Here is a 23,394-nt window from a genome sequence, read left to right as displayed (position 1 = left end):
CATTGTGCGCTCGTTTGCCCAGCTGTTGTGTCCCGGCGAGGAGTCGAACCTCGGACCTCGGCGTGCTCGTCTGGCTGGGGCCCAGCCCCAGACCCCGGCCAGGGGGCGAGCCCCCTGGACCCCCGTGGCAATGCCGCGCTCTGTCCTGCTGAGCTACCGGGACAAGGGCGGTCTGCGCACGCACCCCTCCCCGGGCAGGCGCGCAGACCGCGCTCTTCGCCGCGGCCGACCCAAGGTAGCGGCGGGTGGGCGCGAAGAGCTCTTCGGAAAGAAAAGGGAATTTCAGCGAACGACGCGGGAGATCGCGCCGCGGGAGTTCCGGTCTTGCCGTCTGGTCACGATCTCCTCCTCTCGGTGGGGCGTGCTGTGCTGGTGAAAAGAAGGATGCCCGAGTCCGCCGGGAGCGGCAACGCAATTAAAAACGCCCGCCTCGCTGGTCCTTTGTGGACCATCGAGGCGGGCGCCGGGTGTCGCGGTCAGGCAGCGGCCTTGAAGCCGGGCTGGATGTTCGCGCAGCCCCGCAGCCCCGCCCCCTTGTTCAGCTCCAGGAGCGGCGGCAGGGTCTTCTGGGTGTAGGCCTTGAGTTCCGCGAGCTTCGCGTCGTCGATCAGGTCACGCCGGACGTGGTAGCTGACCCAGTTGCGCGAATCGACGGTCAGGTTGCCGATCGGCGGGTTGACGAAGATCGTCGCGTATTCGCGCTCGAACCGCGAGTCCTGGTCGAAGCCCAGCGTGGTGATCCACGAACCGATGAACGTGATCAGCTCGGGCTTGGCCTGGTTGAAGACGAGGTTGCGGACGCCGGTCACATCCGACTCGTGCAGGTAGTCGGCGACCTGCTTGTCGCCGAGGCCGGCCAGGTCGAGCACCCGGATGCGGCTGCCCAGCGACGTCCCGCCGAGGTCGATCAGGCCGACCCGGGCGGAGTCGGGCAGCTTCAGGATGTCCGCGAGGCCGTTGATGGTCCGGGCGTCGCGCTCGGCGACGATGCACATCGCCGTCTTGACGTTGGCGCGGTAGGAGGTGCCCTGGTCGTAGAGCCCGCTCACCGAGCTGACCAGCGCCACCACGAGCAGGCAGGCGAGCACGATCCGGCCGCGCAGGCGGGCCGCGGCCAGCGCCTCGACGACCACGATCGCGCCGCCGAACGCGCCGAGCGTCCAGACCGGGGTGGCGAACCGCAGCTGCCCCATCCAGTCGAACTCGAGCACGATGTAGGCGACCACGGTGAGGCCGAACGGCACCAGCAGGGCGATCAGCCCGGTGCGCAGGCGCGACGGGCGGACCAGCAGCAGCACCAGGCACGCGACCGCGACCGCGACGATCAGCCAGCCGACGTAGGAGACGATCTCGCCGGGCCGGGCGAGGTCCTCGACCGTCGGCGGCTCCTGCCCCTTCGCGACGGCGGTGTTGGGGACCAGGCGGCCGAATTCGACCCAGCGGAAGACCAGGTAGGCGCCGTACGGGACGGCGAAGCCGACAACGGAGAGAACGACCGCGCGGACGCTGCGGCCGAGCAGTTCCCGCTTGAGGAACAGCAGGACGACGATCGGGTACGCGCCGGCGTAGATGATCCCGTCGGGCCGGGTCAGCGCGGCGAGCATGGCGATCAGCCCGGTGCCGACGGCGACCTGGGTGTCGAGGAGCCGGCCGCTGTGGGAGGCGCGCAGGATCAGCACCGCGAGGGCCGCGACCGTGAGCGCGTAGAAGGAGTTCTCCAGCCCGGAGAAGCACCAGATGACGAACGACGGGATCGCGGCGAGCGCGGCCCCGGCGACGAAGGTGATCAGGGCCGGGCGGCGGCTGAGCACCTTCGCGCCGGCGTAGAACAGCACGAGGACGCCCAGGCAGCAGGCCAGTGCGAGCGCCTTCGGGAAGAGGATCTGGTCGGAGACGCCGAAGAGCGTGCCGTGGTCGAACAGGCCGACGAGCTTGCCGAGGGCGAGCAGGATCATCCAGGTCGGGTTGGAGTACCCCTCGACCGGCGCGGCGCCGGGCTGGAGCACCGGCCCGAAGCCGTCGGCGACGTTGCGCGAGTACGCGAACGTGATGGCCGAGTCGTCGATCAGCCAGTGACCGTAGAGCGAGGCGTGCACGGCGATCAGCGCGGTGCCACCGAGGACCGCGGCCACCGCGGCGAGCTTCCCCGGCCAGCCCCGCCCGGCGGTCGCCGGCCCGGCCGGCCCCGGCCGATCGGGCTCAGTTTCCGACGGCGGCCTGGTCTCCGTCGTCTCCGCCACGCTCATCCGCAGGTTCTCCCTCGCTTCGACCCACCCGGCCCCCGACCCGGGCGGTCAGGCGAACAAGGCGTCGAGTTTCGCCCTGACCCGGTCGAGGTCTTCGCTGTATTTCAGGACGGCTCCGAGCGTTCGTGCCGCCGTTGCCGCGTCCAGCTCGTCACGCTGAAGAGTCAATAGAGCGCGCGCCCAATCAAGCGACTCCGCTACTCCCGGCGGTTTCAGCAGGTCCATTTCCCGGAGCCGATGCACCGCTTCAGCGATTTGCCGAGCCAGAGCTTCACTTACCCGCGGGATCCTACGGCGGAGGATTTCCACCTCCCGCACCAGGTCCGGGTGTTCCAGCCAGTGGTAGAGGCAGCGGCGTTTGAGCGCGTCGTGCACCTCGCGGGTCCGGTTGGAGGTGAGGACCACCAGCGGCGGATGCTCGGCGCGGACCTCGCCGTACTCGGGGATGGTCACGGCGTGTTCGTCGAGCAGCTGCAGGAGAAAGGCTTCGAACTCGTCGTCGGCGCGGTCGATCTCGTCGATCAGCAGGACGCACGGGGTGGTGATCAGGGCCTGCAGCAGGGGCCGGGCCAGCAGGAACCGCTCGGTGTAGAGCGAGCGCTCCGCGGCCTCGACGTCGAGGCGCCCCTCGCCGGCCGCCTCGAGCGCGCGCAGGTGCAGGAGCTGGCGCGGGAAGTCCCATTCGTAGAGGGCCTGGGCGGCGTCGATGCCTTCGTGGCACTGGAGGCGGATGAGCGGCCGCTCCAGTGCGGTGGCCAGGGCCATGGCCAGTGACGTCTTGCCGGTGCCGGGCTCGCCCTCGCAGAAGAGCGGGCGGCCCATCCGCAGGGCGAGGAAGCCGGCGGTCGCAAGCCCGTCATCGGCGAGGTAACCGGTCGCATCGAGGGCGGCGGCGAGTTCTTCGGGCGAGTCCGTCACGCTGTCGATCGTAGGTCGTCACGCGGGGCCCGCCAGATCACCGGGGCGGTCGACGTCCCGGCCGATGCCGAGGTCACCGCACTCGATCAAGGTGAGATCGGCGCGGGTGGCGAGCCAGTCCCGGGCACCGCGGTCCCCCCGCGCGGTGTCGGCGATCTCCCCCCACCAGCGGCGGCCGAGCAGCACGGGGTGGCCGGGAACGCCGTCGTAGGCCGCCCGGGCGACGGTTTCGGCGGAGGCGCGGGCGGCGACCCGGGCGAGGATGTCGGGGCCCACCCACGGGAGATCGACGAGGTGCACGAGCGCGGCGACGGAGTGCTCGGTGCTGTCGAGGGCGGCCAGGCCGGCGCGCAGGGAGGCGCCCATGCCGGTCGCCCAATCTTCGGCTTCGACGGCTAGAGCGGGATCGGGCAGGAGGGCCCGCACTTCATCGGCGGAGGCCCCGACGACGACCCGAACGGGAGCACACCCGGCGGCGGTCAGCGTGCGGAGAGCACGGAGGACGAGCGGCTCCCCGTCGACTTCGACGAGGGCTTTCGGTCCCCCGAACCGGCGCCCGGCACCGGCGGCGAGCAGCAGCCCGGCAACCGGACTGGTCATGAGGACGCCCCTGCCGGGGCGACGGTCAGGACGGTGGCGGCCGCTGGTGCCGGTTGCTCGGCCATCGGCACCGTTCGGGGCGGCGGCTCAGCCACGGGCGTGGTCCGGGGCGCCGACCGCCAGGTCCGCTTCGATGGCCCGGGCCGTCTCCAGCAGGGACGGCAGCAGGTCCTTCTGCACCGACTCCGCCGTGGTGCGGCTTGCGTGGGTCGACAAGTTCACCGCTGCCACCACCCGGCCCGTGCGGCCGCGGATCGGGGCTGCCACCGACCGGAGGCCTTCCTCCAGCTCCTGGTCCACCATCGCCCAGCCCTGGGCGGCCACCTTGGCCAGCTCCGTGCGCAGCCGATCGGGGGCCGTCACCGTGTGGTCCGTCAGGCGGTCCAGGCTCGCCACCAGGAAGTACTCCTCCAGCTGCGCCTCGGTGAGCCCCGCGAGCAGGACGTGGCCCATCGATGTCGCGTGCGCCGGGAAGCGGGTGCCCACGTTGATGCTCACCGTCATGATCCGGGAGACCGCCACCCGCGCCACGTACACGATGTCGGTGCCCTCCAGTACCGAGACCGAGCTCGACTCGTGGACGCCCGCGGACAGGTGCTCCAGGTGCGGCTGGGCCACCTCCGGCAGCGTCATGCTCGACAAGTACGCGTAACCCAGCTCCAGCACCCGGGCCGTCAGCGAGAAGTACTTGCCGTCGGTGCGGACGTAGCCCAGGTCGGCCAGGGTCAGGAGGAACCGTCTCGCCGCCGCGCGGGTGAGGCCCGTCGCGCGGGCCACGTCGCTCAACGTCAGCTCGGACGCGCCCGCGTGGAATGCCTTGATCACGGCCAGCCCGCGCTCCAGCGACTGCACGTGGTGGGCACCGCGGTGCGCCGGTTCGCTGTCCAGCCGGACGTCCAACGGCGGCCTCGTCACGTCCATGCCGGCACCCTATCCGGCGTCGGCGGGCCGGGCGCTCGGCTCGCCGAGCTCGGCCAGGGTGCGCTGGGCGATGGCGAACGCCGCGTTCGCCGCCGGCGCTCCGGCGTAGACCGCCGTGTGCAGCAGGACCTCGCTGATCTCCGCCGCCGTCAGGCCGTTGCGGACCGCCGCCCGGACGTGCATCGCCAGCTCGTTGTGCGCCTGCAGCGCCGTCAGCGCCGCCAGCGTCACGCAGCTGCGCGTGCGGCGGTCCAGGCCGTCGCGGGCCCACACCGAACCCCACGCACCCTCGGTGATGTAGTCCTGGAACGGGCGGCTGAAGTCCGTGGTGCCCGCGACCGCGCCGTCGACGTGCTCGTCGCCGAGCACCTCGCGCCGCACCTTCATGCCCTGCTCGTGGCGGTCCGTCACGCTCGCTCCAAGTGGTCCAGGATCAGCCGGGTGAACTCCGCCGGCTGCTCGAAGCTGCCCAGGTGCGCGGCGTTCGCCACGACCTCCAGCCGCGCGCCGGGGATGCCCTCGGCGATCGGCCGGGCGTGCTCGTCCGGCGAAGTGGCCGGGTCGTCCGCCCCCGCGATGACCAGGGTGGGCGCGGTGATCTTCGGGAGCAGCTCCAGCAGGTCCATCCGCTCGATCACGCCGCAGCAGGCCGCGTAGCCCTCGGCCGGAACCGCCGCGATCATCGCCCGGAGGAATTCGGCGCGGTCCGGGTGCCGCTCGATGAACCCCGGGGTCAGCCAGCGTTTCACGGCCGCCTCGGCCACCGCCGCGGTGCCCTCGGCGCGGACCGTGCGGGCGCGCTCCGCCCACATCGACGGTGGACCGAGCTTCGCGGACGTGCAGCACAGGACCAGGCTCGCGATCCGGTCCGGCGCGTGGACGCCGAGCCACATCCCCGTCATGCCGCCGAGTGACAGGCCGACCAGGTGCGCCCGCTCGACGCCGAGCTCGTCGAGCAGCGCGAGGACGTCGGCGCCCAGGTCTTCGAGCTCGTACGGACCCGGCGGGACCGGCGACGCACCGTGCCCTCTCGCGTCGTAGCGGACGACCCGGAACCCGCGCTCCACCAGCGGCGCGACCTGGGGCTCCCACATCCGCAGGTCGCTGCCGAGCGACCCGCCGAACACGACCACCGGCCCGTCACCGGGTCCGTCCACAACGCGGTGCAGCTTCACGGCACTCACCGGCATCACACCCGGAAGAAGACGGTCTCGCCGTCCCCCTGCAGCCGCACGTCGAAGCGGTAGCCGTCGCCGGTCTTCGCCGCGATCAGCGTGCCGCGCCGCTCCTCCGGCACCGTCGCCAGCACCGGGTCGCCGGAGTTGTCCTGGTCCTCGAAGTAGATCCGCGTGACGACCCGGTGGAGCAGGCCGCGCGCGAACACCGAGACGTCGATGTGCCGGGCCTGTGTGGTGCCGCCCTCACCCGGCAGAACGCCCGGGAGAACGGTGAGGATCCCGTAGGTGCCGTCGGTCTCCGTCGGGCAGCGGCCGAAGCCGCGGAACTCGGTGTTCGCCGCGCCGCGCGGGTCGTCCGGGTGGCAGAAGCCGCCGTCCGGGTCGGCCTGCCACGTCTCGATCATGGCGTCCGGGACCGGGTCGCCGTTGCCGTCGTAGACGGTCCCGCGGATCCAGAACGCGCCCGGCGTGCCCTCGGGCACGACGTGCGGGCCGTCGGGCCAGGGCAGCCCGATCGACAGGTACGGGCCGACGGTCTGCGAAGGGGTGGGCAGCAGCCTGGTCATCAGTCTTCGTCCTCCTCTTCCTCTTCGAACACCGACGCGTCGCGCCCGCGCAACACGATGTCGAACTGGAACCCGAGCGCCCACTCGGCCTGCGTGATGTCGTGGTCGTAGCGCGAGACCATCCGCTGCCGGGCCTTCTCGTCCGGGATCGAGTTGAAGATCGGGTCCTGGGAGAACAGCGGGTCGTCCGGGAAGTACATCTGGGTGACCAGCCGCTGGGTGAACGCCGAGCCGAACACCGAGAAGTGGATGTGCGCCGGGCGCCAGGCGTTGTCGTGGTTCTTCCACGGGTAGGCGCCGGGCTTGATGGTGGTGAAGGTGTAGCGGCCGTCGCTGTCGGTCAGGGTGCGGCCGACGCCGTCGAAGTTCGGATCGAGCGGGGACGGCCAGCGGTCGCCGGTGTGCCGGTAGCGGCCGCCCGCGTTCGCCTGCCAGATCTCCACCAGGGAGTCACGCACCGGACGGCCTTCGCCGTCGAGGAGGCGCCCGGTGACGATGATGCGCTGGCCCTGCGGTTCGCCCGCGTGCTGCCGGGTGAGGTCGTTGTCGTGCTCACCGAGGCGGCCGGGCCCGAGCAGCGGGCCGGTGACCTCGGTCAGCATCTGTGGCAGCAGGACGAGGTCCTGCTTCGGGTGCCGCAGCGCCGTGGAGCCGTAGCCGCTGAAGTCGAGGGGCGGGTGGGTGCCTTCGGGGTCTTCCCCGTAGCGCGGCAGCCTGAATTCGGTCGGAGTAGCCACGTTCTCTCCCTTACCGGCCTTCGAGGACGACGGCCAGCCCCTGGCCGACGCCGATGCAGATGGCGGCGAGTCCCCAGCCCCCGCCGCGGCGGTGCAGGTCGTGCGCCAGGGTGCCGAGGATCCGGCCGCCGGACGCGCCGAGCGGGTGCCCGATGGCGATCGCGCCGCCGTGGGTGTTCACGATCTCCGGGTCGAGGTCCTTCCAGTCGCGCAGGCAGGCCAGGGACTGCGCGGCGAACGCCTCGTTGAGCTCGACCGCGGCCAGGTCTTCCCAGCCGATGCCGGCGCGTTCGAGGGCGATCTCCGCCGCGCGCACCGGGCCGATGCCGAAGACGTCCGGATCGACGCCCGCCGCGCCGCGGCCGGCGATCCGGGCGAGCGGGGCCTTGTCCAAGCGGCTCGCGGCGGCTTCGTCGCCGAGGAGCAGGGCCGAGGCGCCGTCGTTCAGCGGGGAGGCGTTGCCCGCGGTGACGGTGCCGTTCTCCTTGCGGAACACGGGCTTCAGCTTGGCGAGCTTCTCGGGGCTGGAGTCCGGGCGGATGCCTTCGTCGCGGGCCAGGTCGACGCCCTCGACCGGGACGACCAGGTCGTCGTAGAAGCCCTCCTCCCACGCCTTGGCGGCGTTGACGTGGCTGCGGGCGGCGAAGGCGTCCTGCTCGTCGCGGCCGATGCCGTAGCGCTCGGCGAGCTGTTCGGTGGACTCGCCGAGGGAGATCGTCCACTGCGACGGCATCGCCGGGTTGACCATGCGCCAGCCGAGCGCGGTGTTGTACAGCGTCTGGTTGCCCGTCGGGAAGGCCTTCTCCGGCTTCGGCATGACCAGCGGTGAGCGGGTCATGGACTCGACGCCGCCGGCGACGACGAGGGAGGCGTCGCCGACCTGGATCGCGCGGCTGGCCTGGATGGCCGCGTCGAGCCCGGAGCCGCAGAGGCGGTTGACCGTGCTGCCCGGGACGGTCGTGGGCCAGCCGGCGAGGAGGGCGGCCATCCGGGCGACGTTGCGGTTGTCCTCACCCGCGCCATTCGCGTCGCCGAGGGTGACCTCATCCACTGTGGACGGATCGAGATCGTTCCGCTGCTGCAGCGCGCGCAGGACTCCGGCGGCGAGGTCGTCCGGGCGGACGCCGGCCAGCGCGCCGCCGTAGCGGCCGAACGGGGTGCGGATCGCGTCGAGGATGTAGACGTCGGTCATGCGCTTGCCTTCTCCAGGTCTCGCAGGAGGGTCAGCTCCTGCTCCGTGGGGGCCGGGGTGGTCTCGAGGTCGTCGGACACCTTCAGTTTCCACCCCGTGGCCGCGATGGCGCTGTCGAGGTCCACGCCGGGGTGGAGCTGCGTCAACGTCAGCTCCGCCGTCTCCGGGTCGGGGCGCAGCAGGCCGAGATCCGTCACCACCAGCGTCGGGCCTCGGCCGGGGAGGCCCAGCTTCTCGCGGTCGCCCTTTCCGGTTCCGTGGCCGAACGACGTCACGAAGTCGACCTTCTCCACGAAGGCCCGCGGGTTCTGGCGCAGCACGATGAACACCTCGCCACACGATGCCGCGATCTCCGGGGCGCCGCCCGCTCCCGGCAGCCTGACCTTCGGGTCGTGGTAGTCCGAGCCGATCACCGTCGTGTTGATGTTGCCGAACTTGTCCAGCTGGGCCGCGCCCAGGAAGCCCACGTCGATGCGGCCGGGCTGGAGCCAGTAGTTGAACACCTCCGGCACGCTGATCACCGCGTCCGCCGTGTCGGCCAGCTCGCCATCACCGATCGACAGCGGCAGGCGGGACGGCTTCGCGCCCAGGCAACCGGATTCGTAGATCAGCGTCAGGTTCGGCGCGTGCGCGCGGCGGGCGAGGTTCGCCGCCTTGCTCGGCAGGCCGATGCCGACGAAGCAGGACATGCCGTCGCCGAGGGCGCGGGCCGCCGCGACGCTCATCATCTCGTCGGCGGAGTACCGGTTGCTCATGCCTTCACCCCGGTCAGCTCGTTCAGCCACTTCGTGAACTCTTCGCGGTCGCGCCCGATCTTGTCCCACGCCTGGTACGCCGCGTTGTCCCGCTCGTAGTACCCCGCCGCGTACGACGGCTTCGCGCCACCCGGGACCTCGGCCACCGCCGTGACCACCCACGCCGGGAGCACGACCGCGCCCGGGCGGGGTGCCAGCTCGTCGACGATCTCCTCGACCGTCACCAGAGACCGCTTAGCCGCCAGCACCGCTTCCTTCTGGACACCGGTGATGCCCCACATCTGGACGTTGCCGGAGCGGTCGGCGCGCTGGGCGTGGATGATCGAGACGTCCGGGTTCAGCGCCGGGACCGCCGTCAGCTTCTCGCCGGTGAACGGGCACGTGATCGGCTTGATCGTCTCGGTCTGCGCCGGGAGGTCGGTGCCCGTGTAGCCGCGCAGCACCGCGAACGGCAGGCCGGACGCGCCGGCGACGTAACGGTTCGCCATGCCCGCGTGGCTGTGTTCCTCGATCTCCAGCGGCACCGGCCACTCGTGCTGGACGGCGTCGCGGAAGCGGTGCAGCGAGCCGACGCCCGGGTTGCCACCCCAGGAAAAGATCAGCTTGCGCGCGCAGCCCGCACCGATGAGCTGGTCGTACACGATGTCCGGGGTCATCCGCACCAGCGTGAGATCCCGGCGGCGCTGCCGGATGATCTCCTGCCCGGCCGCGACCGGGATGAGGTGCGTGAACCCTTCGAGCGCGACGGTGTCGCCGTCGTGCACCAGCCGGGCCACGGCCTCCTCCAGCGACAGCAGCTCCGCCATCACACCCTCCACACCGTTCGGAGTGTTCGCATCACGCACACTCGTTCTGCACCCGAACATAGCACGCGACCGGTGGCCCGACCAGACGTCTTCCACCCAATGGATGACGCCCGCACGTCGAAGGGGACTTTTCTCGCGTGCGCAGCGAGAAAAGTCCCCTTCGGGCGGAAAAGTCAGCCGATCCGGATCAGCCGCGAGCCGTGGGGCGGCACGGCGGAAGCCGTCCACGAGCCCCGGAACCGCCCGAGGTCCCGGCGCGCGACGACGTCACGCACCAGTCGCGCCCCGGGCGTCCCGAGGTCCACCGTGATGTCCGCCGGCGTGGCACCCAGGTCGTAGACGGCGGCATACCACCGGCCGTCCGGCGCCTGCTTCCGCCACACCTGGAGGTTCCCGCCGGTCACCCGGGCCGGGTACGAACCGGTCTGGTCGACCACGATGACCTCGGGATTCGTCAGGATCGACACCGCGGAAGCGTCCAGAAACCAGATGTCTCCCCCGACGTACAGCGGTGACGACGCCATGGACCAAAACGTCATCACGCTCTGTCGCTCGACGTCGGAAATCCCGTCCTGGATGCCCGACCCGGTGTTGTTGCCGATCGGCATCGAGTCCAGGTCCGGCCGGTACTGCGGCCCGAACACCCCCAGCCAGTCCGGCAGGTCCGCCCACCGCGCCTTGACCGAGCTGTCCCAAGTGGACACCGTCTCGCAGTAGCACTCGACGTCGGTGTCGACGCGCACGCCGTTGGCGTAGGGAGCCAGCGCGGGCCCGATGGACCGAGGCACCGGCCACGCGCCGGCCGTCAGCCACATCGGCCGCCGCGAGTGGTCGATCGCCGCAGACCACGCCTTGATGTCGGCGACGTTGTCCGCGGTCGTGCCGTCGACCTTGACGAAGTCCACACCCCAGGACGCGAAGCGGGCGGCGATCGAGTCGTAGTACTTCTGCGCGCACGGGTTCGTGAAGTCCACCTTCCAGTTGCCGCCCCAGCCGTTCGACGGCGTCAGCGGCCGGTACGCGATGTCCTGCGCGTGGCACGACGTCCCCAGGATCGGTGCGTTCTTGTCGTAGACCTCCTTCTCGAGGCCCGTGACCGCGTACAGGCCGAGCTTCAGCCCGAGCCCGTGCACGTAAGAGGCCAACGCCGGAATCCCGGACGGGAACCGCACCGGATCCGGGTCGGGGATGCCGTTGACGTCGGTGTGGAACACCCAGGACAGCGAAGCGTTCCAGCCCGAGTCGATGTCGACGTAGGTGTAGCCCGCGGCCTTGAGCTTGCCCGCGAGAGCGGTCGCCGCGTCGCGATGTGCGACTCGTTCAGCCACGAAGTGCCGTAACCCGCGCGGGTCGACGACTCGAGGCTCCAGCTGCTCCAGCCCATGAACGGCTTCACGAACGACGTCCGCGCGTCGGCCGGTGGAACGACCAGCGAGGAAAGCCCGAGCACAACGAGGAAAACGGAAAGGAGGCGCTTCACTGAACACTCCTCGATAGGGGGGACCTACTCCTTGAGCCCGCTCGCCGCGATCCCGCGGACGATGAACCGCTGGGCGACCAGGAACATCGCGACCAGCGGCGCGATGGTGACCAGAGCGCCGGCGAACAGCGCCGGCAGGTTGACCGACTGGGCGGTCAGGAACGTCGAAAGCGCGATCTGCGCGGTCCACGACGACGGGTCCTGCCCGATCACCAGCGGCCACAGGAACGCGTTCCAGCTTTCGATGAACATCAACGCCCCGAGCGACGCGATCATGCTCCCCGAGTTCGGCAGGACCAGGCGCCGGTAGACGCCGAGGTAGCCGAGCCCGTCCAGCCGCCCGGCCTCCTCGAGCTCGACGGGGAACCGCAGGTAGAAGTTGCGGAACAGGATCACCGTGAACGCGCTGAACAGGTTCGGCGCGATGATGCCCCACTCCGTGTTCACCCCGCCCATCGAACCGACGACGACGAACGTCGGCACGAACGTCACCGACTGCGGGATCATCAGCGTGACCAGCACGTAGGTGAAGACGAAACGCCGCCCCGGCACGTTGATGCGGGCCAGCGCGTAGCCCGCCATCGATCCGAAGAGCGTGCCGACCGGCGCCGTGACGATCGCGACCAGGAACGAGTTCCCGAGCGAGTGCGCCATCGGCACCGAGGTGTCGGCGAACAGGTCGCCGAAGTTGACCCACGACAGCGGGTCCGGCAGCCACGACCAGTCCGGCGAGCCGACCTGTTGCCGCGTCATCAGCGCGTTGCGCAGCATGATGTAGAACGGCAGCAGGAAGATCACCGAAAGCACCGACGCGAAGACGTACTTCGGCGCTTTCCGGTAACCCGGCAGGACGGCCATCAGTCCTTCTTCCCGAAGCCGACGAACCGGCCCTGCAGCAGCGTGATCACGACGATGAGCACGGTCAGCAGGAACGCGCCCGCCGAACCGACGCCGTAGTTCTGGTCGCCGAGCGCGGAGTCGTAGAGGTAGACGAGCGGCGGCTTCACCGGCGCGGTCGCCGTGCCGGAAAGCCCGGTGCCGAACAGGTTGTAGAACTCGTCGAACGCCTGGAACGCGGCGATCAGGATCAGCAGCAGCACCGCCACGGACGTGTTCCGCAGCTGCGGCAACGTGAGGTAGCGGAAGGCCTGCCACTTCGTCGTGCCGTCGAGTTCGCCCGCTTCGTACAAGGACGGCGAGATCGCCTGCAGCCCCGCGAGGAACAGGATCATGTACAGCCCGACCTGCAGCCACAGCCGCAGCGACACGACCGCGACCCAGTACACCGGCGGGCTCGTCGTCGACAGCCACGGCACGGGGTCGGCGCCGAACAGGCCGCCGACGACGTTCGCGACGCCGGACGGCAGCCCGTTGAACAGCGCCATCTTCCACACCAGCGCCGCGACGACGTAGGACACCGCGGCCGGGATGAGGAACACCGTCCGGAAGAACGCCCGGCCGCGGCGGATGCTGTTGATCAGCACCGCGAGACCGAGCGACGCGATGAAGGTGATCGGCACGATGAAGACCGTGAAGATCGCGATCGTCGACAGCGACGTCAGGAAGGCGTCGTCGCCGAGCAGGAACGCGTAGTTGCCGAAGCCGATCCAGTTCCCGAGCGTGATGGTGCCGCGGGCGTCGTTGAAGCTGAGCAGGAAGCTCCAGCCGATGGCGACGTACTTGAACAGCCCCAGCCCGAGCACGACCGGTCCGGTGAGCACCGCGAACGCGCCGATCGCGCGCCAGTCGCGACGCCGGCGCCGCTTCTTCGCCGGCGTCACCGGGACCGCCGGGGCCGCCACCACGGCCGTCATGCCAGCTGCTTGTCGACTTCGGCCTGTGCCTTCTTCGCCGCGTCGCCGAGTTCGGCGGCCGGGTCGGCCTGCCCGTTCGCGATCTTCGTCGCGGCCTGCAGGAACAGCGTCGCCGACGCCTTGTTCCACAGGCCCGCGTAGGACTTGCCGAACTGCTGCGAGATCGTCACGGCGTCCTTCGCCGGCCCGCTGGAGAACTCGGTCGTCCGCGCCGCGACCTGTTTGCGGGCCGGGATGTGGAAGCCGTACTTGACGCACCAGTCCTGCTGCAGACCGGCGTTCTTGATCCACAGCCAGTCGATGTACTTCTTGACGGCATCGAGGTTCTGGGACTTCGCATTCGCCAGCTGGTACCAGCCGCCGACGCGGGCGACCTGCTTGCCCGCGTCCCCGAACTTCGGCCACGCCACGACGCCGAAGTCGTCACCCAGCGCCTTCTTGATGTCCGGCAGCGACCACAGGCCGCCCCACTGCATCGCGGTCGCGCCGTTGGCGAACGCGCCCGGGTCGGACCAATCGGTCGGGTAGCCCTGGAGCAGGCCGCCGGTGTCGTGCAGCTGCTTGAGCCCGCCGATCGCGGCGATCGCCTCGGGCGAGGCGAACGCGACCTTCTTGCCGCTCGAGTCGAAGAAGTCGCCGCCGGACGACCAGAGCAGGAGCGTCGCCGCTTCGCCGACACCGTCGGTGCCGACGTACAGGCCCTTCTGCTTGCCGGTGGTCAGCTTCCGGGTCGCCTCGAGGAGCTCGGCGAACGTCCGCGGCGGCTGGACGCCCGCCGCCTGCAGTGCGCTTTTGCGGTAGTACAGCATCATGACGTCGTCGATCATCTTGACGCCGTAGACCTTGCCCTCGACGGTCGCGGTGTCCAGCGCGGCCGGGCTGAAGTCGGCCTTGACCGGGCCGACGACGTCGTCGAGCGGCGCGAGCAGGCCGTTCTTGACGTTCTGGTACCGGAAGTCGCCCAGCTCGAACAGGTCCGGGGCCTGCGCGGTGAGCATCGCCGAGTTCAGCTTGGTCTCGTAGTCGCCGGCGATCCAGCTGACGTTGACCGCGATATCCGGGTTGGCCTTGGTGAACTCCTGCGCGTACCGCTGGACCGCTTGCTGCGTCCCGGATTCGCCGTACGCGTGGTACCACTGCTGCAGCGTGGTCTTCGCCCCCGAAGCGGCGTTCTTGTTCAGCGGGTCCGAAGTGCAGCCCGCGAGGGCCGCTCCCCCGGCGAAGAGGACGGAACCCACCAGGAAGCTTCTGCGATTCATGGGGCTCACGAGGTTCTCCTTAGACGCTGTCGGACACGAACAGGCTTTGCACGGCGACGGCGGCGGCACCACGGGCCCACTCCTCGAACGGCAGCGGCCGGATGACCAGGCCGCAGCGGGCGGCGCTGGCGAACGCCTGGACCGCGAAGGTCCGGCGGATCTGCTCCTCGAACAGGTCGTAGGTGGCGACGCCCTCCCCCGAGACCACCACCCGTTCCGGGCCGAACAGGTTGACCAGCGCGGCCAGCCCGAGGCCGATCGCGTGGCCCGCGGCGGCGAAGACCTCCCGCAGCGGCTCATCGCCGCCCCGGGCGCGCATCACGGCGTCGTCCATCGACAGCGCGGGTTCGCCGGTGACCTGCCGGGCGCGCGTCAGAATCGCTTCGGTGGACGCGATCGCCTCGACGCAGCCCCGCCCGCCGCAGTGGCACGACGGCCCGCCGTCGGCGACCGGGACGTGCCCGATTTCGCCGGCGACGCCGTGGGCGCCGCGGACCAGACCGCCGTTGACCACGAGTGCGCTGCCGATCCCCGTCCCCACGGTGACCAGCGCGAACGACGACGCCCCGACCCCTTCGCCGAACCACTGCTCGGCGACGGCGAGGGCCTTGACGTCGTTTTCGAGGGTCACGGTCAGCCCGGTGGCCTCCTCGAGGAGTTCGGCCAGGGGAACGTCCCGCCAGCCGAGGAACGGGGAGTACCGGACGACGCCGGAGGCGCGGTCGACGTCGCCCGACACCGCGACGCCCAGGCAGTAGGCGCGCTCGCGGAGGTCGCCGGACAGCAGCTCCCCGGCGAGATCGGCCAGTGCGCGGACGACGTGATCGACGTCATGGCTGGTCAGCGCGTGGTGGGCGCTGGCCCGGACGTCGGCGCGCAGGTCGGTGACCACGCCGATCAGGTCGTCACCGGTGATCTTGACGCCGACGAAGTACTCGCGGTCCGGGCGGATGGCCAGGGGGTTCGCCGGGCGGCCGGCGCCGGGGGCGGTGCGACCTCCGGAGGCGAGTTCTTCGAGGTAGCCGGCCTCGATGAAGGGCCGGGCGGCCTTGGTGACCGCGGCGGAGGAGAGCCCGGTGCGGCGGGCGACGTCGACCCGCGAAACCGGCCCTTCGGTCAGGACCGTGGTGAACACGGTCGCGGCCGCGGGGCTGGTGATCGGCGCCCTTGCCGGTGCACTGCGAGGCATGGCCGGAAGGGTAGAGAGATTTAATTAACTTCGTCAAGAATTTATTTCTGCGCTGGTCAGCTCTACGCTGTCGGGCATGTCGCTCGTCGAACACGCCCCCGCGCACCGGCTCTGGCTGCTGCGCACCCCCGAGAGCTCGTACGCCTTCCGGCTGGACGCCGACGACCGCCCGCGGCACGTCCACTGGGGCCCGCCGCTGACGCTGGCCCAGGCCACGCAGGTCGCCGCGCGCCGCAACCCGGCCGACAGCAGCTTCGACGAGCCCGGCGACGAGCGGCAGGAACTCCCGGCCGAGGGCGGCGCGTTCTTCGGCGTCGCGGCACTGGCCGTCCGGTACTCCGACGGCACTTCGGCGCTCGAGTGGTGCTACGACGGCTTCGCGCTCGAAGACGACACGCTCGTCGTGCGGCTCGCCGACCGGTACTACCCGCTGGAGCTGTCCCTGCACTACCGCGTCCGCGGCGACGTCGTCGAACGCTGGACATCGCTGCGGCACACCGGTTCGGAAGAGCCGATTGCGTTGCTGCGCACGGATTCCGCGTCGTGGACGCTCCCCCGGCGCGACGACGTGCGGCTGAGCCGGACGTCCGGCGCGTGGAGCGCCGAATACGGCGTGCTGCGGGAACCGCTGCCGGTCGGCGAAACCACGCTCACCAGCCGTCGCGGCGCCTCCAGCCACCAGGTCAACCCGTGGGTGATGCTCGACGCGGGCGACGCGACGGAGACCGACGGCGAGGTGTGGAGCAGTGCGCTGGCGTGGAGCGGGAGCTGGCGGATCACCGTGGAGCGCACGCACACCGGCCGCGTCACGTGGACCGGCGGGTTCGGGCACGAGCACGTCGCCTGGCGGCTGCAGCCGGGCGAAACGTGGGAGACGCCGGTGTTCGCCGGGCTCTACGCGGCGGACGGCTTCGGCGGCACGAGCCGGCGCTGGCACGCCTACGTCCGCGAGTTCGTCCAGCCGCACCCGGGCGAGCTGCGGCCGGTCGTCTACAACTCCTGGGAAGCGACCGGCTGGGACGTCGACGAGCGAACCGAATCCGAGCTGGCGGCCGCGGCGGCTCGCGTCGGAGCCGAGCTGTTCGTCATGGACGACGGCTGGTTCGGCGCGCGCACCGGCGACTCGGCCGGGCTCGGCGACTGGATCGCCAACGAGCAGCGCTTCCCGGACGGACTGGGGCCGCTGGTCGACGCGGTCCACGCACACGGGATGCGGTTCGGGTTGTGGGTCGAGCCGGAGATGGTCAACCCGGACAGCGACCTCTACCGCGCGCACCCGGACTGGGTGCTGCACATGGCGAACCGCTCCCGGACGACGTTGCGCAACCAGCTGGTGCTGAACTTCGCCCGGCCGGACGTGGCGGACTGGGCGCACAAGTGGCTCGACCGCCTGGTCGGCGAGCACGGCATCGACTACCTCAAGTGGGACATGAACCGCGCGTTCACCGAGGCGGGCTGGCCCGAGGCGGGCCCGGACGCGCAGCGGCTGTGGGTCGGCCACGTGCGGGCGGTGTACGCGATCCTGGACCGGCTGCGCACCGACCACCCGGACCTGCGGATCCAGGGGTGCGCGGGCGGCGGCGGGCGCACCGACCTGGGGATTCTCGCGCGTACCGACGAAATCTGGGCCTCGGACAACACCGATGCCGCCGACCGGATCACGATCCAGCACGGCTACGGCCAGCTCTATCCTGCGGGCACGATGTCGGCCTGGGTGACCGACAGCCCGAACCCGGCCACGCAGCGGGAGGCGCCGCTGAGCTTCCGGTTCCACGTGGCGATGGCGGGCGTGCTCGGCCTGGGCGGTGACCTGCCGCGCTGGACGCCGGACGAACTCGCCGAAGCGGCGTCGCTCGTGGCGCTGTACAAGGAGATCCGGCCCGTCGTGCAGCACGGCACGCTGTATCGCCTGGCGGATCCGGCGACCTCGGCGTTGACGGCGGTGCAGTACGTGCTCGGCGGCTCCGTCGTCGTCATCTTCTGGCGGCGGCCGACGGAGTTCGCGCGGCCGTTCACCCCGCCGCGGCCGGCGGCCCTGGATCCTGCCGGGCTCTATCGCGACCAGGACGGCGTCGTGCACCACGGGGCGGTGTTGCTGAGCCACGGGTTGGCCGTCGATCTTCCCGGCAGCGGGTACGCGAGCGCGGTGGTGCGGCTGACGCGTGTCGACTGAATTGTCGGTGCCGTGACCTAGGCTGTCGACGTGGCCAAGATCGCGGTGACCCGATGGATACCCGACGACGCGGTGAAGCTCCTCGCCGAGGCAGGCGAGGTGGAGGTGTCACCCGCCGATCGGCCGTTGACACGCGCCGAACTGCACGAGTTCGTCGGCGGTGCGTCGGCCGTGGTCGGGATGCTGCACGACCGGCTCGACGGCGCGCTGGCCGACGCCGCCGGTCCCGGGCTGAAGGTGGTCGCGAACGTCGCCGTGGGGTACGACAACGTCGACGTCCCGGCGCTGGCTTCCCGTGGGGTGGTCGTCACGAACACGCCGGGCGTGCTCACCGACGCCACCGCCGACCTCGCCTTCGGGCTGCTGCTCGCCGTCACGCGGCGCCTCGGCGAAGGGGAACGGCTGCTGCGCTCGCGCACGCCGTGGTCGTTCCACCTCGGCTTCCTGCTCGGCTCCGGGCTGCAGGGCAAGACGCTGGGCATCGTCGGGTTCGGGCAGATCGGGCGGGCGATGGCGAAGCGGGCGTCGGCGTTCGGGATGCCGATCGTCTACTCAGGACGGTCGAAGCAGGACACCGACGCCGAGTTCGTTTCGTTCGAAGAACTGCTGGCACGCGCGGACGTCGTCTCGCTGCACTGCCCGCTGACGCCCGAGACGCGGCACCTCATCGACGCCGCCGCGTTGCGGGCCATGAAACCCGGCGCGTACCTGGTGAACACGACCCGCGGCCCGGTCGTCGACGAAGCCGCGCTGGCCGACGCGCTGGAAGCCGGCGAGATCGCCGGGGCCGCGCTCGACGTGTTCGAAAAGGAACCCGAGGTCGAACCGCGGCTGCTCGGCCGGGACGACGTCGTGCTCAGCCCGCACCTGGGCTCGGCGACGGTCGAGACCCGCACCGCGATGGCCGTGCTGGCCGCGCGCAACGTCGCGGCGGTGCTCGCCGGGCGTCCCCCGCTGACGGAGGTGAAGCCGTGACCCGTGTCGTCATCGCGCCCGACAAGTTCAAGGGCAGTCTCACCGCGGTCGAGGCCGCGGAGGCGATCGCGCTCGGCGTGCGCGATGCCTTGCCGGACGCGGAAATCGTCACCTGCCCGGTCGCCGACGGCGGCGAAGGCACCCTGGACGTCTTGGAGGCCGCGGGCGCGCGGATCGTGCGGATGGCGGTCCGCGGGCCGCTCGAGGAGCCGGTTCAGGCGCGGTACGCGGTGCTGGACGGCACGGCGTACATCGAATCGGCGCGCGCGTGCGGCATCGAATTCGTCGAACCTTCGCCGGCGACCGCACTGGCCGCGCACACGTGGGGTGTCGGCGAGCTGCTGGCGGACGCGCTGATCCACGGCGCGAAGCGGCTCGTGCTCACGGTCGGCGGCACGGCCAGCACCGACGGCGGGGCCGGGATGCTGGGAGCGCTGGGCGCCGGCGTGCTCGACGCGTTCGGCGCGCCGGTCGGCCTGGGCGGCGGGACGCTGACGCGGGTGGCGTCGACGGAGCTGACGCCGGCGCGGGAACGGCTGGGCGGCGTGCACGTGGCGGTCGCGACCGACGTGACGAACCCGCTGCTGGGCCCGGACGGCGCGGCGGCGGTGTTCGGGCCGCAGAAGGGGGCCGGGCCTTCGGAGGTGGCGCTACTCGACGAGGGTTTGGGGCGGTGGGCCCACGCACTGCAGGTGGGCGGCGCGCCGGACGTCTCGCGGGTGCCGGGATCGGGCGCCGGGGGCGGGGTGGCGGCGGCGGCGATCGCGCTCGGGGCGGGTGTCGAGTCCGGGTTCGACCTCATCGCCGGGCTGACCGGGGTCGATCAGGCGCTGGACGGCGCGGACCTCGTGATCACCGGCGAGGGATCGCTGGACGAGCAGAGCTTGAACGGCAAGGCCCCGGCGGGCATCGCCGACCGGGCGCGGGCGCGCGGGGTGCCGCTGCTGGCGCTGGCGGGCCGGATCCAGCTCGACGCGGCGGGACTGGCGCGGCTGGGGGTGGTGGGGAGCAGCGCGCTGATCGATCACGCACCTTCGCTGGACCACGCTCGGGAGCATGCGGCGGAGTTGCTGCGGGGCCGGGCTGCGGAGCTGGTTCGCGCTTGGCGGAAGGAGTAGCGAGGGGGCTTCGGGAGGCAAATGGGGCGCGAGGAAGGCCGCACGCGAAAGTGACTGCCGCCTGGCCCGGCGGCGGGCGAGACGCGGGTCAGGGGCATCGCGAGGTTGTTTCGCGCATCGCGCGGAAATTGCTGCCGCTCGGCTGGCCGAAGCGCATCTCGCGGGGCTGGTTGGCGAATGGCGGGCTCGGCAGCCGCGGATGATTCGCTCCGGGCCGAAGCGGGTGGCCGCGCACAAAAGCACACCGGCGTCGAGGCCGCGAGCGGACGGGCCTTCCGCATCCGAGGGGCGAAAGGCCCGTCCGCCCCGGTCAGCTCGTGTGCTGGGGCAGCACGGCGAACGCCACGCCGCCCGCGTCGTCCTCCTGGACGTCGAGCACCTTGTCGTCCAGCAGCGCGGCCGCCTGGGGCTCGAGGAACACCTTCGGGCCTTCCTCCTCCCCCAGCACGCTGTCGCCCTCGGCCGGCTCGGGAGCCACCGACAGCGCCAGCTGGGCGCTTTCGCCGTCTGCGTTCTGGACCGCCAGGCGGAGCCCGGCCTCGCCCTCCCCCTGGCTCGTCAGGGCGGTGATCGCCTCGGCGGCGGCTTCGGTCACGGTCAGCATTTTTCTGCCTTCCCTTCGTCGCGGTCGATGCAGCCCCACGCTAGGGGCGGCCGAACGGGCGTGCAGTCTGAGCGGATCAGCCCTGCCGCGCCGCGCGAATGGCGTCCGCCACCGATTCGCCGGCGTAGTCCGGCCGAGCGTCCACCCCCGGGCTGGAATGGCGACGCGCCACGGCCTCCTCCGGGGCCACCGGCTCGAAGTCCGGCGGTGCGTCCTCGATCGTCTCGTCGAGCTCCGCCGCCGGCGTCGCCGCGAGCGGGCGCTCCGGGACCTGCTCCGGCTCGGCGTCCGGCACCTCTTCGGCCAGGCGCTGGTCCATCGGCTCGCCTTCGCGCATCTCCCGGGGCGTGGTGCCGTAGCGGTTCGCGGCACTCCAGTGCTCGGGCGGCTCGATGCCCTCTTCGAGCGAGTCCACGCGCAGTTCGTCCTCGTCCAGCGCCTCGCTGGGGCTCAAGCTCTGCGGTTCGGCCGGGTCACGGTCACTCACTGGCCCTCCTGGCGCATCGGAAAGTTGTCGTCGGCAAGTGACCTACCCCGGCCGGCGGGGCGGCGAAACCCGGCGGTGTCACCGGGATCACATTTCTTCAACCGGTTTAACACATTCACAAGTTTGTGAACGCGGGGTAGGTTGGGATCATGGCCACCACCAGGTGCGCACCGGGGCACCGGCTGCTCGCCACCGATCCGGACCGGCACCACGAGCTCGGCACCCACGCCGCGTGGTACGTCGTGGCCGGCGTAGTGACAACCGGCGTCCAGGCCGCTCTGTTCCTCCTGCTGCGCGACGAGCTCGGCTCCCAGGTGGCGAACCTGGTCGCGATCGCGCTCACCACGGTCGGGAACACCGAATTCCACCGCCGCGTCACCTTCGCCGGCCGCCCGAGCAACGCCGGGAAGCGGCACCTGCAGGACCTGCTCACCTTCGCCTTCTACGCCCTGTACGGCTCGGCCGTGCTGGCCGTCCTCGACGCCTTCGTCGACCGGCCGACGTCGTGGGAGGAAACCGGCACGCTGCTGCTGGCCAGCGTGGTCGGCGGGTTCGTGCGCTTCGCCGTGCTGCGCTGGTGGGTCTTCGCGCACCGCACCGGACCGGCCGCGGCCGCGCACACCGGCTAGCGTCTGGGGGCGTGGCCTCGGACGACATCAAGCCCCACTCGGGCGGCACCGAACCGGACTACCGCTTCACGCTGGCCAACGAACGCACCTTCCTCGCCTGGCTCCGCACGGCCCTCGGCCTGCTCGCGGGCGGCGTCGCCGTGCACCAGCTGGTGCCGGCGCCGGCCGCGGCGAGCGCGGTGCTCGCCGGGCTGTGCGTCGCGCTGGCCGCCGTCCTCGCCGCGACCGCGTACCCGCGGTGGCGGCGGGTGCAGATCGCGATGCGGGCCGGGGAACCCCTGCCGCGCAGCTGGATGACCCTGGCGCTGACGGGCGGCCTGCTGGCGCTCATCGTCGCCGCGGCCGTGCTGCTGGTGGTCTCGTGAGTGACACGGAAGGCTGCGGACGGTGACGGCCGCGAAAACCGGTCCGTCCGCCCGGCCGGCCCGCCGAGCCGGACGATCCGCCGCGGAGGACCGGCGCCGCCGGACGCGAATACCGCCGGTTCGCGATTATCGTGACGTCAAAAGTACCGCCAAGCAGCGGGAGCTCCGGCCGTGACCACCCCCGGAGGCGCTCAGGCGGAGCGTACCGGGCTCGCCTGGCGGCGGACCGCACTCTCGTCCGCCGCCTGCACGGTACTGCTGCTGCACGCCGCCGCCCAGCGCCATTGGGGTGGCTCCCTGGTCCCCGCGTTGCTCGCCGCGGGGACATCTGCCCTGCTGGCGGCCATCGGGATGCACCGCGAACGGGCCTTGCGCGCCGCCGAACCGGGGCCGCCGAGCCGCGTCCTGCCCGCGATCGCGTCGCTGGCCGTGACCGTGACCGCCGCTTCCGTGGTCGTCTTCCACTGACGGGTGAAGTCGGCACATCCTGAAACCGATTAATCGCAATGTGCGGGTCCGGGTCGCGGGAACATCACGGTCCCTACTGCTAACGGGGTATTGGTCGTTGAAATCTGGACTGACCCGCCTGGAGGTGCTTACGATTACCCTGCGTCGCACGGACCGCAGATGCGCCTCGATCATCCGGAGCGTCTGCGATGGATCAGTTACGGAGTGTTGAACCCCCGGCAGCGACGGTCGAGGGTCGGCCGGGGAGACGACCATGACAGCACCGCCGAGGACCACCGAACAATCCGCTTCCAGTGATCGCGATTATCGCACCCCCGAGTCATTGCCCCGCCCGGGCGGACGGCTCACCAAGGAGGACCTCGACCCCCTCGTCAAGGACGCGGGCGAGGGCAACCCGGCCGCGATCCACTCGCTGCTGCAGATGATCGAGCCGGTGGTGGTCCGCTACTGCCGCGCGCGCATGGGCGGCCGTGACCTGTCCTACCTCTCGGCCGACGACGTCGCCCAGGAAGTCTGCCTGGCCGTGCTCAAGGCGCTGCCCGACTACCAGGACCGCGGCGGCTCTTTCCTGTACCTGGTCCACGCGATCGCGGCCAACAAGGTCGCCGACGCCTACCGCGCCGTCGCCCGCGACCGCTCCGAGCCCGTCCCCGAGCTCCCGGAGCGCCCGCTGGTGGCCGGCAACGAGCCGGAGAGCCACGCGCTGCACCTCGACCTGGGCGCCCGTCTCGGCCGGCTGCTCGCCTCCCTGCCCCGGGTGCAGCAGGAGATCCTGACCCTGCGCATCGCCGTCGGTTTCTCGGCGACCGAAACCGCCGAAGCCCTGGGGATCTCCGCGGGCAACGTCCGGGTGACGCAGCACCGGGCGCTGACCCGGCTGCGCGGCATGATCCGCGACGAGGAGTTCTGACAGA

Annotated in this window: 25 protein-coding genes and 1 tRNA gene; 7 read left to right on the top strand and 19 right to left on the bottom strand. The window is 71.3% G+C overall.

Annotated elements, in window-relative coordinates; all coding sequences use genetic code 11:
- Positions 1 to 28 precede the first annotated feature (28 nt).
- The 17 genes from ISP_RS09990 to ISP_RS09910 form a co-directional block, all read right to left on the bottom strand.
- Positions 29 to 163, bottom strand: a tRNA-OTHER gene (locus tag ISP_RS09990).
- Between the two features lie 313 nt (positions 164 to 476).
- Positions 477 to 2,246 carry a hypothetical protein gene (locus ISP_RS09985; RefSeq protein ID WP_013223760.1) on the bottom strand — a complete coding sequence of 590 codons (1,770 nt, stop codon included), beginning with the start codon at positions 2,244 to 2,246 and terminating at the stop codon, positions 477 to 479.
- Positions 2,247 to 2,294: 48 nt separating this feature from the next.
- Positions 2,295 to 3,164, bottom strand: coding sequence for an AAA family ATPase (locus ISP_RS09980; protein WP_013223759.1), 870 nt, complete (start codon positions 3,162 to 3,164; stop codon positions 2,295 to 2,297).
- 18 nt (positions 3,165 to 3,182) lie between these two features.
- Complete coding sequence (locus ISP_RS09975) at positions 3,183 to 3,764, bottom strand: nucleotidyltransferase family protein (RefSeq protein WP_013223758.1); 582 nt, start codon at positions 3,762 to 3,764, stop codon at positions 3,183 to 3,185.
- Positions 3,765 to 3,851: 87 nt separating this feature from the next.
- Complete coding sequence (locus ISP_RS09970) at positions 3,852 to 4,685, bottom strand: IclR family transcriptional regulator domain-containing protein (RefSeq protein ID WP_013223757.1); 834 nt, start codon at positions 4,683 to 4,685, stop codon at positions 3,852 to 3,854.
- A gap of 9 nt (positions 4,686 to 4,694) precedes the next feature.
- On the bottom strand, positions 4,695 to 5,096 hold the full coding sequence (gene pcaC, locus ISP_RS09965; RefSeq protein WP_013223756.1) for a 4-carboxymuconolactone decarboxylase: 402 nt from the start codon (positions 5,094 to 5,096) through the stop codon (positions 4,695 to 4,697).
- Positions 5,093 to 5,875 carry a 3-oxoadipate enol-lactonase gene (pcaD, locus tag ISP_RS09960; protein WP_013223755.1) on the bottom strand — a complete coding sequence of 261 codons (783 nt, stop codon included), beginning with the start codon at positions 5,873 to 5,875 and terminating at the stop codon, positions 5,093 to 5,095. The genes pcaC and pcaD overlap by 4 nt, the downstream gene beginning before the upstream one ends.
- Positions 5,875 to 6,429, bottom strand: a complete 555-nt coding sequence (gene pcaG, locus ISP_RS09955) for a protocatechuate 3,4-dioxygenase subunit alpha (protein WP_013223754.1) — start codon at positions 6,427 to 6,429, stop codon at positions 5,875 to 5,877. The genes pcaD and pcaG overlap by 1 nt, the downstream gene beginning before the upstream one ends.
- Positions 6,429 to 7,166 (bottom strand): protocatechuate 3,4-dioxygenase subunit beta, encoded by a 738-nt coding sequence (pcaH, locus tag ISP_RS09950; protein ID WP_013223753.1) that lies wholly within the window; start codon positions 7,164 to 7,166, stop codon positions 6,429 to 6,431. The genes pcaG and pcaH overlap by 1 nt, the downstream gene beginning before the upstream one ends.
- A gap of 10 nt (positions 7,167 to 7,176) precedes the next feature.
- Positions 7,177 to 8,358 carry a thiolase family protein gene (locus ISP_RS09945; RefSeq protein WP_013223752.1) on the bottom strand — a complete coding sequence of 394 codons (1,182 nt, stop codon included), beginning with the start codon at positions 8,356 to 8,358 and terminating at the stop codon, positions 7,177 to 7,179.
- Entirely contained in the window at positions 8,355 to 9,113 is a 759-nt protein-coding gene (locus tag ISP_RS09940; RefSeq protein ID WP_013223751.1) for a CoA-transferase subunit beta, read from the bottom strand. The genes ISP_RS09945 and ISP_RS09940 overlap by 4 nt, the downstream gene beginning before the upstream one ends.
- Entirely contained in the window at positions 9,110 to 9,919 is an 810-nt protein-coding gene (locus tag ISP_RS09935; protein WP_013223750.1) for a CoA transferase subunit A, read from the bottom strand. The genes ISP_RS09940 and ISP_RS09935 overlap by 4 nt, the downstream gene beginning before the upstream one ends.
- Before the next feature lie 173 nt (positions 9,920 to 10,092).
- Positions 10,093 to 11,247 (bottom strand): glycoside hydrolase family 27 protein, encoded by a 1,155-nt coding sequence (locus ISP_RS09930; protein WP_013223749.1) that lies wholly within the window; start codon positions 11,245 to 11,247, stop codon positions 10,093 to 10,095.
- 176 nt (positions 11,248 to 11,423) lie between these two features.
- Positions 11,424 to 12,257 carry a carbohydrate ABC transporter permease gene (locus tag ISP_RS09925; protein WP_013223748.1) on the bottom strand — a complete coding sequence of 278 codons (834 nt, stop codon included), beginning with the start codon at positions 12,255 to 12,257 and terminating at the stop codon, positions 11,424 to 11,426.
- Complete coding sequence (locus ISP_RS09920) at positions 12,257 to 13,213, bottom strand: carbohydrate ABC transporter permease (RefSeq protein ID WP_013223747.1); 957 nt, start codon at positions 13,211 to 13,213, stop codon at positions 12,257 to 12,259. Before ISP_RS09920 ends, ISP_RS09925 begins: the two co-directional genes overlap by 1 nt.
- Positions 13,210 to 14,472: an ABC transporter substrate-binding protein gene (locus ISP_RS09915; protein WP_013223746.1), complete on the bottom strand. Its 1,263-nt coding sequence runs from the start codon at positions 14,470 to 14,472 to the stop codon at positions 13,210 to 13,212. Before ISP_RS09915 ends, ISP_RS09920 begins: the two co-directional genes overlap by 4 nt.
- 19 nt (positions 14,473 to 14,491) lie before the next feature.
- Complete coding sequence (locus ISP_RS09910) at positions 14,492 to 15,661, bottom strand: ROK family protein (protein ID WP_230468749.1); 1,170 nt, start codon at positions 15,659 to 15,661, stop codon at positions 14,492 to 14,494.
- Positions 15,662 to 15,737: 76 nt separating this feature from the next.
- On the opposite strand from ISP_RS09910, the gene ISP_RS09905 reads away from it, so the two are divergent.
- The 3 genes from ISP_RS09905 to ISP_RS09895 are packed head-to-tail and all read left to right on the top strand — an operon-like array spanning position 15,738 to position 19,927.
- Positions 15,738 to 17,834 carry an alpha-galactosidase gene (locus ISP_RS09905; protein ID WP_013223744.1) on the top strand — a complete coding sequence of 699 codons (2,097 nt, stop codon included), beginning with the start codon at positions 15,738 to 15,740 and terminating at the stop codon, positions 17,832 to 17,834.
- Between the two features lie 30 nt (positions 17,835 to 17,864).
- A complete protein-coding gene (locus ISP_RS09900) occupies positions 17,865 to 18,809 on the top strand; it encodes a 2-hydroxyacid dehydrogenase (RefSeq protein ID WP_013223743.1) in 945 nt (314 codons plus the stop codon).
- Positions 18,806 to 19,927, top strand: a complete 1,122-nt coding sequence (locus tag ISP_RS09895) for a glycerate kinase (protein ID WP_013223742.1) — start codon at positions 18,806 to 18,808, stop codon at positions 19,925 to 19,927. Before ISP_RS09900 ends, ISP_RS09895 begins: the two co-directional genes overlap by 4 nt.
- A 310-nt stretch (positions 19,928 to 20,237) precedes the next feature.
- Here the strand turns inward: ISP_RS09895 and ISP_RS09890 are convergent, their stop codons facing one another.
- Positions 20,238 to 20,531, bottom strand: a complete 294-nt coding sequence (locus tag ISP_RS09890) for an iron-sulfur cluster biosynthesis family protein (RefSeq protein WP_013223741.1) — start codon at positions 20,529 to 20,531, stop codon at positions 20,238 to 20,240.
- A gap of 76 nt (positions 20,532 to 20,607) precedes the next feature.
- Positions 20,608 to 21,018 carry a hypothetical protein gene (locus ISP_RS09885; RefSeq protein WP_013223740.1) on the bottom strand — a complete coding sequence of 137 codons (411 nt, stop codon included), beginning with the start codon at positions 21,016 to 21,018 and terminating at the stop codon, positions 20,608 to 20,610.
- Positions 21,019 to 21,167: 149 nt separating this feature from the next.
- On the opposite strand from ISP_RS09885, the gene ISP_RS09880 reads away from it, so the two are divergent.
- From ISP_RS09880 to shbA, 4 genes are all read left to right on the top strand, one after another.
- Positions 21,168 to 21,647 carry a GtrA family protein gene (locus ISP_RS09880; protein WP_013223739.1) on the top strand — a complete coding sequence of 160 codons (480 nt, stop codon included), beginning with the start codon at positions 21,168 to 21,170 and terminating at the stop codon, positions 21,645 to 21,647.
- 11 nt (positions 21,648 to 21,658) lie between these two features.
- Positions 21,659 to 22,012, top strand: a complete 354-nt coding sequence (locus ISP_RS09875) for a YidH family protein (RefSeq protein WP_013223738.1) — start codon at positions 21,659 to 21,661, stop codon at positions 22,010 to 22,012.
- 171 nt (positions 22,013 to 22,183) lie between these two features.
- On the top strand, positions 22,184 to 22,480 hold the full coding sequence (locus ISP_RS09870; RefSeq protein ID WP_013223737.1) for a DUF202 domain-containing protein: 297 nt from the start codon (positions 22,184 to 22,186) through the stop codon (positions 22,478 to 22,480).
- Between the two features lie 253 nt (positions 22,481 to 22,733).
- Positions 22,734 to 23,390: an RNA polymerase sigma factor ShbA gene (shbA, locus tag ISP_RS09865; RefSeq protein ID WP_049878092.1), complete on the top strand. Its 657-nt coding sequence runs from the start codon at positions 22,734 to 22,736 to the stop codon at positions 23,388 to 23,390.
- The last annotated feature ends 4 nt before the right edge of the window (positions 23,391 to 23,394 follow it).

Source organism: Amycolatopsis mediterranei (assembly GCF_026017845.1).
Lineage (GTDB): Bacteria > Actinomycetota > Actinomycetes > Mycobacteriales > Pseudonocardiaceae > Amycolatopsis > Amycolatopsis mediterranei.
The sequence above is the reverse complement of the archived record's forward strand: the minus strand, read 5'-3'. Positions and strand labels throughout refer to the sequence as shown.